General features: G+C 38.9%; 13 protein-coding genes. 10 read left to right on the forward strand and 3 right to left on the reverse strand.

Annotated elements, in window-relative coordinates; all coding sequences use genetic code 11:
• Positions 1-12: 12 nt before the first annotated feature.
• The 3 genes from minC to F927_RS03715 all read right to left on the reverse strand — a co-directional run bounded on the left by minC (position 13) and on the right by F927_RS03715 (position 2,834).
• Entirely contained in the window at positions 13-732 is a 720-nt protein-coding gene (gene minC / locus F927_RS03705; RefSeq protein WP_005081563.1) for a septum site-determining protein MinC, read from the reverse strand.
• Between the two features lie 106 nt (positions 733-838).
• Positions 839-1,897 carry a hypothetical protein gene (locus tag F927_RS03710; RefSeq protein WP_005081565.1) on the reverse strand — a complete coding sequence of 353 codons (1,059 nt, stop codon included), beginning with the start codon at positions 1,895-1,897 and terminating at the stop codon, positions 839-841.
• A 4-nt stretch (positions 1,898-1,901) separates the two neighbouring features.
• Positions 1,902-2,834 (reverse strand): acyltransferase, encoded by a 933-nt coding sequence (locus F927_RS03715; RefSeq protein ID WP_005081568.1) that lies wholly within the window; start codon positions 2,832-2,834, stop codon positions 1,902-1,904.
• A gap of 392 nt (positions 2,835-3,226) precedes the next feature.
• On the opposite strand from F927_RS03715, the gene F927_RS03720 reads away from it, so the two are divergent.
• From F927_RS03720 to F927_RS03765, 10 genes are all read left to right on the forward strand, one after another.
• The gene (locus tag F927_RS03720; RefSeq protein WP_005081572.1) at positions 3,227-3,880 is read left to right on the forward strand and encodes a YiaD family glycine zipper/OmpA-like lipoprotein; all 654 of its coding nucleotides are present in this window, start codon (positions 3,227-3,229) and stop codon (positions 3,878-3,880) included.
• Between the two features lie 198 nt (positions 3,881-4,078).
• Complete coding sequence (gene rep / locus F927_RS03725) at positions 4,079-6,118, forward strand: DNA helicase Rep (RefSeq protein WP_004638202.1); 2,040 nt, start codon at positions 4,079-4,081, stop codon at positions 6,116-6,118.
• Between the two features lie 23 nt (positions 6,119-6,141).
• Positions 6,142-6,594 carry a dUTP diphosphatase gene (gene dut / locus F927_RS03730; protein ID WP_005081573.1) on the forward strand — a complete coding sequence of 151 codons (453 nt, stop codon included), beginning with the start codon at positions 6,142-6,144 and terminating at the stop codon, positions 6,592-6,594.
• 191 nt (positions 6,595-6,785) lie between these two features.
• A complete protein-coding gene (locus F927_RS03735) occupies positions 6,786-8,204 on the forward strand; it encodes a phosphomannomutase/phosphoglucomutase (protein WP_005081576.1) in 1,419 nt (472 codons plus the stop codon).
• 13 nt (positions 8,205-8,217) lie between these two features.
• The gene (gene argB / locus F927_RS03740; protein WP_004638205.1) at positions 8,218-9,117 is read left to right on the forward strand and encodes an acetylglutamate kinase; all 900 of its coding nucleotides are present in this window, start codon (positions 8,218-8,220) and stop codon (positions 9,115-9,117) included.
• A gap of 226 nt (positions 9,118-9,343) precedes the next feature.
• On the forward strand, positions 9,344-10,120 hold the full coding sequence (locus tag F927_RS03745) for a GNAT family N-acetyltransferase (RefSeq protein ID WP_005081577.1): 777 nt from the start codon (positions 9,344-9,346) through the stop codon (positions 10,118-10,120).
• A 100-nt stretch (positions 10,121-10,220) separates the two neighbouring features.
• Complete coding sequence (locus tag F927_RS03750) at positions 10,221-11,069, forward strand: class II glutamine amidotransferase (protein WP_017394607.1); 849 nt, start codon at positions 10,221-10,223, stop codon at positions 11,067-11,069.
• 274 nt (positions 11,070-11,343) lie between these two features.
• Positions 11,344-11,799, forward strand: a complete 456-nt coding sequence (locus tag F927_RS03755) for a bacteriohemerythrin (RefSeq protein ID WP_008940857.1) — start codon at positions 11,344-11,346, stop codon at positions 11,797-11,799.
• A gap of 249 nt (positions 11,800-12,048) precedes the next feature.
• Complete coding sequence (locus F927_RS03760; protein WP_005081581.1) at positions 12,049-13,131, forward strand: hypothetical protein; 1,083 nt, start codon at positions 12,049-12,051, stop codon at positions 13,129-13,131.
• A complete protein-coding gene (locus F927_RS03765) occupies positions 13,131-13,451 on the forward strand; it encodes an RnfH family protein (protein ID WP_004638211.1) in 321 nt (106 codons plus the stop codon). Before F927_RS03760 ends, F927_RS03765 begins: the two co-directional genes overlap by 1 nt.
• Positions 13,452-13,506 lie beyond the last annotated feature (55 nt).

A 13,506-nucleotide genomic window follows, 5' to 3' on the forward strand; every position in this document is an offset into this window, starting at 1 on the left:
GGTGTTTATAAATTAAAACTGCAAGGCTTCGAATTCAAGCTCTTGCTTGTTATTTAAATAAATATGTACTGGCTTTCGAATCATATCTTTAGGAATATCATCTGCCACACAATAGGTCCCTGCAATAGAAACCAATTCTGCTTCAAGCGAATTGCAAAAAATGCGTGCTGACGTATGTCCACCTGCACCAGCAATGACTCTACCACGAGCATTACCATAGATGTGAATATTTCCAGACGCAATCACTTCTGAACCACTGTTCATGCCTGCATTTAATATAATATCGCCTTGATCTTGTACTAAACATTGTCCAGTACGCAAAATCTCATCATGATAAGAGGTGATTTGCGCGCTAGCTGTATTTTTTTGTGGTGTTTGTATTGCAGCGTTATCTGGAACATCTTTGGCTTGATGAGCAATGACTTGCTCTTTCGATGCTTTGATACGCTGTAAAGGCTGGTCAGCAGGTAAAACAGGGAATTGAATGGCGCGTGCTTCATCACCTAAAACTCCGTCAATGACCGCCATAGGTTGTAAGCCAAGATCAATCAGGAGTTGAATGAGTGCAATCAGCTCTTGCTCAACGGTGCTGTCTATAATGACCAAAGTTCCTAAATAGGAACCTTCATTTAATGTGCTTGTTAATTGCTGTCGGATCGCATTGTGGTCATTTGTGTCGAATACCAATCGACTAAAATTCACCATTCTGCCCGTAATCCGTATATCAGCCATAATGTATCCTTCAGGGCTTTTAAGCACTCTAGTGTGTTATAAATAAAAGCAAATGCTAGAACAAATTACATCAATTCTCTAGCGTGATTAGTAAATTTTCTTGTAATCATTCCGCTTTTTTGTGCAATTGATCATTTTCAGAGAGTATTTCCTGCCATTGTTTTACTTGAACTTGTTTTTGTATTGCATCAATACTTTCAAAAACCACTGATTTGACTAGCTCTTCTAAATGTTGGTTATCAATATTGATCTCACTGACCTTTTTAGCAATCAGTTGGAAATTTTCATTGGGTTGTTGTGGTGAACCCGCAGTGAAAGGTTCAATTAAGCCAGCACTGATGTTTTCGCCCAAACGCTGTCCAATACTTTGGATTTGTTGCTCTATACGTCCACCAACGATTGGGATTAGTCTCAACAACTGTGTCAACTCTGGCGTATCTTCAATGGCTTGATTCACAATTTCGCCTACTTTCTTTGTAATCACGGGTTGCTGCTGTTGTAGTGCAGTTGCAAGTGACTCTTGTAGTAAAGAAGAAAGGGTGGTGACAAAGAGCTGTCGGTGATGATCGACGAGGTTGTGAATGGTGTTTTGATGACTGTTATTGGTTTTTAACTCATGTTTTACACCATCAAGAACGGTCAGTACCACTCGGTCAGATAGCTCCTCCATGACGACACGATAGTAAAATAAAAGTGTACGCTGTATTTTTTCTGGAATGACTTGATAACCCATTTCATATAAACGATAGGCAATAATTCCTGCACGAAATAATCGTAAAAAACGTAGAAATGGAATAATCGCCAAGATTTCATAAAAATGTATGAATGGAAACCACCACCAGCGTGCATGATGTTTATAGATAATAGCAACAATCCAGCGAACCACTAATTCAGCGATGAGGAAAATAATAAACCATGCTTCGGTGGTAATCACCCAAGGGTGCAGATAGCTTCGGTAGAATTCAAGAACATTGGGAAGGTGGATTTGTTGAAATAACCACTCTCCCAATGAACTCATCAGAAACAGGTTCATACCTAAGCAGAATAAATTGAACACAATAATAAACACCATAAAGATGTCATAGATCAAAAAAAGACGAAAAGCCCAACTATTTTGATCGACACGGTGGTATTTAGACTTGGGTTTCGTATTCTGCTGAACCATCTTGTTACTCTACCTGTGGAGCTGTGGCGTATTTTGCTTTTATTTCACTAATCAGTTGATCTTTTTCAGTCCAGATTTGATCAACCCATTTTTGGAAGCGTTCACGGTATTGAGGATCATCTTCATAATCCCCACCAAGTACCCAGTCGGGGATCTCAATTTTTCGGATATCTACCGCAATTTGGGAAACACCACCTAACCAAAAATCACTATATTCTGGTGCGCCATCAGGATAAACAATGGTCATATCAACAAAGGCATCAATTTTATCACCTAAAATATTTAACGCTAACGCTAAACCACCTGCTTTAGGTTTCAGAAGATTTTTATAAGGTGACTGCTGTTGAGCATGTTTTTCAGGTGTAAAACGTGTACCTTCTAAATAGTTGAGCAAAGTAAATGGTTGACTTAACAGTTGTTCACACGCCTTACGCGCCTCAAGCATATCTCTCGATTTAAGTTCAGGATTTTTTGCGATTTGTTCTTTGGTGTGACGTTTCATCATCGGGAAGCCTAGAATTTTAAAGGCCTGACCGACGAAAGGAATAAAAATCAGCTCCCACTTGGTAAAAAAACGTGTAAGTGGCATACGATTTAAACCAAAATACTGATTTACAGTGGTATCTACCCAACTTTGATGATTACACATCATCAAATAACGACCTTGTAGGTTAAGATCAAGCTTTTCATCGATACTGATGTCCCACTTTAGGTTCGGTAGTACACGCTCAATGAGTTGATTGTTTATACCAATCCAGCTATTGGCAAGTTGGATATTGGTTTCATCTACTTTTGCTGATTTTTTAAATAATTTAGTCAAACCTAGAGCAAGCACGGGTGGGCCATGCAAAAACGTACTTCCGGTGATGACAGAACTAACAGTTAATCCCTTACCGATTTTTTGCAATAAGGATGCTTTGTTATTTGCGGTAGACATAAATCGAACCTTGAGTGCAGCTGTTTTTGAAAAGAAGATGTTCCAACTATAAACAACAGAAATTGAAATACAACCGTATATTTGACGAAGTGACAATTTTTATATCTTTCTTTGGTTTAGTTGGGTTAGGCAAGTATCCATCAGGGGGATAAGACTGAAATATGAATACATCATAAGTTATACAATTACATCGAAGCGATTTGATAACATTTATAAATAAGTACGAGAGAATAACAATGGAGAAAATGTGGTGCTTTATGCAAGTAAAATGCATCAAAGTATTACAAAAATATAAATAAACCGTTTATTATTAACAAAATATCAATGGTGCGCTGTAATTTTTTCATTCATTATTCACCGAGACAACAAAATACATAGACAGGAGCTACGCAATGCGTGCATTAATGATTTCAACACTCGTAGGGGCTGGATTGGTTCTTTCTGGTTGCCAAACTACAGGTAATAATATTGGCGGCGTAGAATATGATAAAGCTGCTTTAGGCGCATTGATTGGTGCTGCTGCAGGTTATGGCGTTTCTAAAGGAAATGCAAACACAAGTAAGCAAAATAACCGTGCTGCGGCAATTGGTGCGGTGCTTGGTGGTGCTGGCGGTTTATATCTTGACAATAAAGAGAAAAAACTTCGTCAACAAATGCAGGGTACTGGTGTAGATGTTGGTCGTAATCCAGATGGTTCTGTTCAATTGATTATGCCTGGTAGCATTACATTTGATACAAATAATTCAAACATCAAGCCTAACTTCTATGCAACTTTAAACAAAGTCGCTCAAGTTTTAGGTGAAGATAACCAAAGCGCGATTTTGGTGACTGGTTATACAGACAATACAGGTAATGACTCAATTAACATTCCTTTGTCACAAGCACGTGCTCAATCAGTTAAGAACTACTTAGCTGGTAAAGGTATTGCTTCAAATCGTATTGATGCACAAGGTTATGGTTCATCAAACCCAATCGCAGACAACAGTACTGCTGCTGGTCGTGAACAAAACCGTCGTGTTGAAATCAGCATCTATGCAAAACAGTAATTAGTTTTGACTAATTTAAAACCACCTTCGGGTGGTTTTTTTATGTGAAAAAAATACCGACGACAAGCTGCGGCGCTTCAATTGGATGAATCATCATAATTTATACATATCCCAAGATTTATTATTGGGATTATAAAAAAGAGATGTCTATAATTGTGCTCGGAAAATCAGGCTCGGAAACGAGAGAGGAATTACAAGATGTCATCTGCCAGTCAATTGAATGACAAACAACTTGAAGCCATGAAGTATGTTCAGGGGCCATTGTTGGTGCTTGCAGGTGCAGGTTCGGGTAAAACTTCAGTGATTACACGCAAAATTGCTTTTTTAGTGCAACAGTGTGGAATCCCTGCTTATCGAATTACAGCGATGACCTTTACCAATAAAGCTGCACGTGAAATGAAAGAACGTGTGGGTAAACTACTGTCGCGTGAAGAAGCCAAAGGATTATCAGTTTCAACCTTTCATACCTTTGGCTTGAATTTATTACGTTTAGAATTAAAAAACTTACCACTTAAAGCTAATTTTTCTATTTTAGATGCAGATGACTGTAAACGCATTTTGATGGACTTGATGCAGCGAGACAATATGTCTGGTGCAGAAAGTAAAGAATTGATTGCGAAGGCCATGAAGAAAATTTCAGATTGGAAAAATGATCTGATCTTGCCAGAGCAAGCACATTCAACTTGTGAAACTGTAGAAGATGTACAGCTTGCGCATCTGTATCAATTATATGAACGTAATCTTCGTGCATACAATGCTGTTGATTTCGATGATTTGATCGTGATGCCAACGCGCTTGCTTCAGGAAAATGCCGAAGTTCGTGATAAATGGCAGAATCGTGTTCGTTACTTACTGGTTGATGAGTATCAAGATACCAATACTGCCCAATATACCTTAGTGAAACTTTTAGTCGGTGTCATGGGGCAGTTCACGGCGGTGGGTGATGATGACCAATCTATTTATGCATGGCGAGGTGCAAAACCTGAAAATATGGCGTTATTGAAAGATGACTTCCATAATTTAAAAGTGATTAAGCTTGAACAAAATTATCGTTCTACCAGTCGAATTTTAAAAGCGGCGAATGCTGTAATCGAAAACAACCCTCATATCTTTGATAAAAAGTTATGGAGTGACAAAGGGCATGGAGAAAATATTCGTGTCATCACTTGTTTAAATGATGATGATGAAGCTGAACGCGTTGTGAAAGATTTGATCACGCATAAGTTGATGAATGGCAAAAACTGGAAAGACTACGCAATTTTGTATCGTGGTAATTTCCAAGCACGTGTATTAGAAACACAACTACGCCAAATGCAGATCCCATATAAATTGTCTGGTGGTCAGTCATTCTTTGCTCGAGCTGAAATTAAAGATGTGATGAGCTATTTACGCTTAATCATTAACCCTGAGGACGATAGTGCATTTTTACGTATCATTAATACGCCAAAACGTGCAATTGGTCCTGTCACTTTAGAAAAGCTGGGATTATTTGCGCAAGAAAATACTTTATCGTTGTTAACGGCTTCATCAGATCAGCGTTTATCGATGGTCTTACCAAAGAAAGCGGCAACACAATTACACGAGTTTGCTGATTTTATTGCAACTTTCACCCGTGAACTTCTCGATGATGATGAGCCCGTTCCTAAAGTTCGTCAGATGATCAATGAAGCTGGCTATATTGATTACGTTCGTGAGCAGGCGGCAACCCCTGCACAAGAAAAAACCAAAATCGACAATATCGAAAGTCTCTATACCAGTATTCAAAATTTGATTAATCGTACTGATGACGTAGATGAGAAGAACATCGAGAGTGTGATTCGCAAACTGGTGTTGCTCGATATGTTAGAGCAACAGCAGGAAGAGGAAGATACGGATAAGGTCAACTTATTAACGCTCCATGCAGCAAAAGGTTTGGAATTTCCATATGTTTATATGATCGGTTTAGAAGAAGAGCTTCTACCGCATAAGAACTCGATTGCTTCAGAAACTATTGAAGAAGAGCGCCGTTTGATGTACGTGGGGATTACCCGTGCCCGTCAAGGCTTAACCTTGACCTTGGCAGAGCAACGTAAAAATGGTGGTCAAATGCGTCAAATGACGCCAAGTCGTTTCTTGGATGAATTACCCCAAGATGATTTGGAATGGCATGGGCGTAAAAAGAAACTTGCTCCGAATGTAGATCCAAAAGAGCAAGCACAGCAGTATCTTGCCAACTTAAAAGCTTTATTGAAACGTTAGAAAATTGTAAATAGGAAGATGGAATGAAAGTCCAAGTTAAAGTATTAGATGCGCGTTTAGGTCAAGAGTGGGCAATGCCAGCATACGCAACTCATGGTTCAGCTGGTTTAGATTTACGTGCATGTTTGGATGAAGCGATTGAGATTACTGCGGGAGAAACGGTTTTAGTTAAAACTGGATTGGCAATTTATATTGAAGATCCAAACTTTGCTGGTCTAATTTTACCGCGTTCAGGCTTGGGTCATAAGCATGGTATTGTTTTAGGGAACTTGGTCGGTTTAATTGATTCTGACTATCAAGGTGAACTGATGGTATCTGTCTGGAATCGTGGGCAGACGACTTTCCGTTTAGAGCCTGGTGAACGTTTAGCACAATACGTACTGGTTCCAGTCGTACAGGCTGAATTTGAACAAGTGAATGAATTTGTTGCGACCGAACGAGGCGCGGGTGGTTTCGGTCATACAGGCCAAAAGTAATTTGTCGTACTTATCACTTAAAATGCAATGCTTTGTCCAAAAGCATTGCATTTTTCATATTGATTGTTCTGTAGTTTTGTATTACAAAGCAGCTGACCAATTATTTTATTTTTTCTCAACAAGGGTTAGTGAATTTCTTAATAGTACTTTGTTTCTGCAATAATTTTGATATATAAAAATAGGGACTTATTGTGAACATAAAACATAAATTTCCTCTGAATATTTTTCGTGCTTATGATATCCGTGGAAAACTGACTAATCTTACCCCCACGATTATTCGTTCAATTGCTGTAGCTTTGGCAGCACAATATACCGAAGCTGGCCAAAAGCAAATCGTAATAGGGTACGATGCGCGTTTAACTAGTCCAACCTATGCCAATATTATCCAGAAAATATTTGAGCATCAGGGATTGGAAGTAATCAATATCGGCTGTTGTTCAACACCGATGATGTATTATATTGCACGTGATTATGCAGGTAATGGCATTATGGTGACAGCCAGTCATAATCCTAAATCTGACAATGGTATTAAATGGATTTTAAAAGGCGAGCCGCCAAGCCCTGAAGCGATACAACAAGTCGGTTTATACGCCGAAGGCTTCACTGATCAGATCATCGAAATCCAAAACTTAGATCAACTGCATAAGATCATTCCTCAGTATTGTTTACAATATCAACAAGCCTTGCTAAGCGATATTCATCTATCGAAGCCTCTGAAAATTGTTTTAGATGGGTTACATGGCTCTGCTGGTCGTTGCGCGAAGTCTGTATTAGAGAAGTTAGGATGTGATGTTATTGCGCTGCGTTGTGAGGCAAATGGACACTTTCCTGATCATGCACCAGATCCATCACATGCTGAGCATTTAAAACAATTACAGCAGGCGATTATTTCTGAAAATGCGGATCTAGGGATTGCATTGGATGGTGATGGGGATCGTGTGGTGTTACTTGATGAGCAAGCACACATTATTAGTCCTGATCGCTTATTGTCGTTATTTGCCCAGATGTGTTTGCAGCAGCATCCGTATAAAGAAATTGTTTTCGATGTAAAGTGTTCGCGGATGGTGGCAGATACGGTGGAACAACTTAACGGACAAGCTAAAATGATCCGTACAGGTAGCAGCTTCCTGCGCTCATATTTGTCACAATCGAATGGTAATGCTGTATTTGGTGGAGAATACGCAGGCCACTATGTCTTTAATGATGGACGTGGTTTTGGCTATGATGATGGATTATACGCAGCACTGCGCGTGATGGAATATTTTGGTCAATCTGAGGCAAGATGTTTATCTGAGTTATTGGCTGCTTTTCCGGAACGTTATTGCACAGAAGATATTTACATCAGCACACATAATGCTTCACCGCAACAAGTTTTAAATAACATTGAGATTATCAGTCATCGTTTGGCCGCACGATTAAGTAAAATTGATGGGGTAAGGCTTGATTTTGACGATGGTTTTGGCATTATTCGAGCATCCAATACGGGTGAATACTTTACCGTTCGTTTTGATGCAGATCATCCAGATCGGTTAGTTGAAATTCGCCAGAAGTTTATTTCTATGTTGCAGGATCAATATCCACAAATTGCACAAGAACTCGCACAGTCTTAAGAAGGAGAGATTCATGCCACACGAGCATATCGGCATTGATAAAGCAAAAATTTTGATTGAAGCTTTGCCGTATATCCAACGCTTTGCTGGTAAAACGTTGGTCGTTAAATATGGCGGCAATGCCATGACCGATCCAGAGTTGGAAAGTTCATTTGCTCGTGACATTGTGTTGTTGAAGACTGTTGGATTAAATCCTATCGTCGTGCATGGTGGTGGACCTCAAGTTGACTCGCTGTTAAAGCGTCTTGGACAAGAATCTGATCGTATTGATGGAATGCGTGTGACTGACCAAGCAACGATGGAAGTTGTTGAAATGGTGTTAGGTGGCAGCGTAAATAAATCGATTGTAAACTTGATTAATCAGCATGGTGGTCGTGCGATTGGTTTGACTGGTAAAGATGGTAATTTACTGCGTGCCCGTAAGTTGTTGATGGAAAAACAGGAAGCGGATGGCTCAGTTTCTCAAATCGATTTAGGGATGGTTGGTGAAGTCACCGGTGTAAAAACAGATGTATTAGAAATGTTTACGCAAGGTGATTTTATTCCCGTGATTGCACCTCTTGGGGTGGATGAAGAGGGAAATACCTACAATATCAATGCTGATTTAGTTGCGGGCAAGGTGGCTGAAGCGCTAAGTGCAGAAAAGCTGATTTTATTGACCAATATCACAGGGGTATTGGATGAAAATAAAAACTTATTGACTGGATTAACCACACAAGAAGTTGATCGCTTGATTGAAACAGGTGTGATTTATGGTGGCATGATTCCTAAAGTAGGCTGTGCGTTAGATGCGGTCAAAGGTGGGGTTGTGAGTGCTCATATTGTAGATGGACGTGTGCCACATGCAACGCTTTTGGAAATCTTTACAGATCATGGGGTCGGGACTTTGATTACCAATCGGGCGAAACATTGATTTCTGAAAGGTTTATATAACCACTTATGTAAGAATAAATATCTTGTCTATAAGAATTTTATTATTTTTCAAGGTATTCAAATGGGCGGCATTCATGCCGCCTTTACGATGGTGAATACTTAATGAGAATTTTCTCTCGGATTTAAGTCATCATCTCTTCATTTTTCATTCACTAAAGTGTCATTAATACGATTTAAGGTAATTCTAGTCATAAGGAGCTTTCATTATGCTAGAAAAATTAAACCAATATCGTCATACACTGACTCTACCATTGCGTCAAAAACCAGCTCAAAATCAATTTCGATTTGAATGGGTTGATAATTTAAAAGAATTACAAGAAGTACAACGTTTTAGAGCAACACAATTTAGCCATCAATTTGGCATGTCATTTGAAGATGGATTGGATCAAGATCTTTATGATTTTGGTTGTGAACACGCGGTATTACGTGAAAAATGGACGGGTGAAATTGTTGCTTATACGCGACTAAAACTATTTCAAGGCTATGAGATTGGGCAAAGCTATAGTGCTCAAGAATTTGAAATCGTTCCTCATTTGTCTCACCTACCAAGTGTCTTGGAAATTGGACGAACGTGTGTCCACCCAAAGTTTCGTTCTGGTAAAGCATTATCGACTTTGTGGCTAAATCTGGTGCCAAAGGTGCTTTGGTCGATGCGTGCAAAATATTTGATGGGCTGTGTAAGTATCCATCTCGAAGACAATACAGCTCGTGCCTATTACACCCATCGTCAAATTCAACAACTGGCAGATCATCAAACAATTGATATCCGTTCTAAACGAGCATTTGAGCCTGAACGCCCAGATTTTAGTTTTCCGCAAGACGAGCGTATGCCGAAACTGTTCCAAACCTATTTGGGGATGCAATCTAAGCTTTCTAAAGAAGCATTTTATGATGAACATTTTAAATGCTTAGATTATTTTGTATTTTTAGAGGTGAATAAGATTGCAACGTCTTTCGTTATGAACAAGATGGTGCAACGATAAGTGCATATCGCTCTCAATCCTATAGTGAGCACATATTCAGATTTACAAGCGATCTATACCTCATGCACAATAGGTGTAGATGTTATAAAGTTAAAAAGATATGTGCCAACTATTAGGAATGAATTGCGCCACACCCACAGATATCACTTTTTCATTTCGTGGATTTTCTCAGCGAGCTGGGGTGACGTCTGATCATAGTGATGGCTTCGGTATCGCTTTTTTTGAAGATAAAGCATGCCGCTTGTTCGTAGATAATCAGTCGGCAGTCGAATCGCCAATAGCCGACTTGGTTCGAAACTATCCAATAAAATCACGCAATGTGATTGCGCATATTCGTAAAGCGACACAAGGCAAAATCACATTAGAAAATTCACATCCCTTTTTGCGTGAGCTATGGGGGAGACATTGGATTTTTGCTCATAATGGGGATTTGTATGATTTTAATCCTCAGTTGAGTGGTCGGTTTGAACCCGTAGGAAATACCGATAGTGAACTTGCGTTTTGTTATTTATTGGATCAAATGGTTGAGACCTTTGGATATACTGAGCCAAGTTTAGAGGACTTGTTTGTGCTCTTAGAGCGTATTTCGCCTCAAATTGCTGAACATGGGACTTTTAATTTTTGCTTGTCCAACGGACAGGCATTGTTTAGTTATGCAACCACTAAACTTCATTGGTTGGTACGTGAATATCCTTTTCAAAATGCACATTTGATTGATTTAGATGTTGAAGTGGATTTTAGTGAGGTGACGACCCCTGAGGATCGAGTTGCGGTGATTACCACTGAACCGTTGACCCATAATGAAACATGGACAGCATTTCAAGCAGGTGAAATGATTTTATTTCAGCATGGTAAACCGATTAAATATGCTTTAACACGTGTGGATAGACTTATCCGTGAAGCTGAAAATCCAGCATTAAAACGAATAACCAAAGCAGATCTTTATTAATCATCGTTTATTTGAGTGATTTGATATTTATTACTCGGTTATAACCGAGTAATTTAGTTAGTTTTTTTAATAAAATTATATAGATATGTAACATAACTGGTTAAAAAATACTTGAGTGTTTTAATTGGTGAAAAAATTAAAATAAATATAAAACAAGGGGTTAATTTATTTAATTGAAAAATATATGAAATCTGACAAAAATGCTTTGTTTTTATTTTATATTTTTGCCGATATTATGTTCTTATTCAATCAATAACATTGATTTTGGGGGATTATGGGGATGAAATGGTCTGTGGATTATAATACAGGTATAGAAGTCATTGATGAGCAGCATCGTCGTATCCTTGATTATATTAATCAAATCGATGAGTTAAAGCACTGCAATGATCGCGTAAAAATTAAAGAAGTTCTCAATAATATTATTGATTATACGCAGTCTCATTTTACTTTCGAAGAAAGCTTACAAGAAGAAGCGAATTATAAATATCGTGTACCACATAAACGTGTACATGATTTATTTATCAAAAAGATAGAAGTATATCGAGAGCGTTTTGAATTGGGGCATGAAATTGAAGCTGAGCTGCATGAGGCTTTATCTAAATGGTTAATCAATCATATTCGTCATGATGATGCCGATTATGTGGGGGCTGTAAAGGAAAATATGCTTGGAATTATTAAGGAAAATGAAAAGAAAAAAGGCAAAAACTGGTTTGCGCGTTTTTTCTCATAACAATAAGATAATAACAAAGGCCCCCTTAATGAGAGAAAAATAATAAGGCCAATATGAGTGAAAATAAGGGGGCTAATTAAATCTAATAATAAATCATGCGCAGCAAATCATCGTTAAGGTGGTTTGCTTTTTCTTTCGATATCTTTTGTTTTGATTTTCAAGCTTGAGAAAGGCAAAATAGATTGAATATTTCATTGTAAGCTCCATAAAGAACTGCAATGAGTTCAAAGATTTTTCAAGGATTGCATTATGCAGGACACAACTCTGTCACGCTGGTTTGCTCCAGTGATGGCGTTTTGCTTATCTTTTGTCATGATTACCACATTAGCGCCGACAGTGGGTATCCAGATTGATCGTCAACTGGATTTTTGGCTGTTATGGTTAGGAACAATGTTTTTATTAGCATTGCCGATTGGTTATTTAGAGATTGCTTTAGCAAAAAGATCACAAACAACTGCATTGCAGGCACTCTCCGCATTAACACGTGACGCAGATGCTTCACCACGATGGCGTGTTGTTGGATGGTTAGCGGTTGTTTTTGTTCCATTCTTTGCAGGTAGTGTTTTAACGACAGCAAGTGGTGTGGTCAATCAACATGTTGCAGCGGAGCTTTCTAGCCAAATCATTTTTGCTATTTTGGCTGTAATTGCATTTGGCCTTTCTTTTGTTCCTCGTCAATGGTTACTTGCATTGACAGCGCTTAGTGTGGTTGCAGCATTTATCCTTGCAAACGTAGTGGGGACTGAGCTACCAGCATGGTATTGGACGAGTGTTGAGTTCAAAGAGTGGGGCAATGCAACTGTTCTTGCTTTAGTGGCAAGTGGCTTGGGATTGGGCTTGTATTGGCAAAGTAGTTTGTCTGAAGTGAAGAAACAATCTGCTGCGACCACTGCTGTATTACCTATTTGGAGCGCACAATTATTAGCAGTTATTGCATTTGGATTTTTCTCAGTTCAAGCACAAATCCCTGCTTTAGTTTGGGTATTGGCAGCTATTGTTTCCTCTGCGTTGCTGATACAACTCGCTAAAGAACAATTGGCACAGCGCCAACTTGCTTTAGTCATCCAATGGGCAGTCATTATTGCAGCGATTGCCGTTTGGTTTGTGCCACAATTACAGCAGTTCTTTAATCTTGGGTTGATGCTATGGGGCTTAGTAATTTGTTTGATTTACGCTGTTTTCGCTGGTTGGGTGATGAAGATCAGCCATCTACGTAAAGCAATGGGATTTAGTAATGAGCTATTTTATAATTTATGGCGTATAGCAGTACGTTTAGTATTGCCGATCTCTATTGTTATCGCCATGATTGCAGTCATTGGGCAAATTATATAATGGAACAGCTTAGACAGGTTTGGGTTGCATATGCGGCACCAGAGCAGCAATTTCATATTGCAGTCGATTTCACAGATGGAATGACTGCAATCGATGCAATTGAGAAAAGTGAACTGGCTCATGCAGTTGTCTTACCTGAACCTTTGCAACTTGGCATTTTTGGCGTGAAGGCTGAAACAAGCACATTGTTACAAGTCGGTGACCGCGTAGAAATCTATAGGGCATTAACGATCAACCCCAAAGATATTCGGCGTAAACGTGCAGCACAGAATCCCGTGGGACGATTTATAAAAGGCAATCGTTTCAAGCAATCAAGCTGATAAATAAAACCCCTCATGAATGATTCGATGAGGGGTTTTATTTTATGGTGAAGCC

This window comes from Acinetobacter haemolyticus CIP 64.3 = MTCC 9819 (assembly GCF_000369065.1).
In the GTDB taxonomy this organism is placed as follows: Bacteria; Pseudomonadota; Gammaproteobacteria; order Pseudomonadales; family Moraxellaceae; genus Acinetobacter; species Acinetobacter haemolyticus.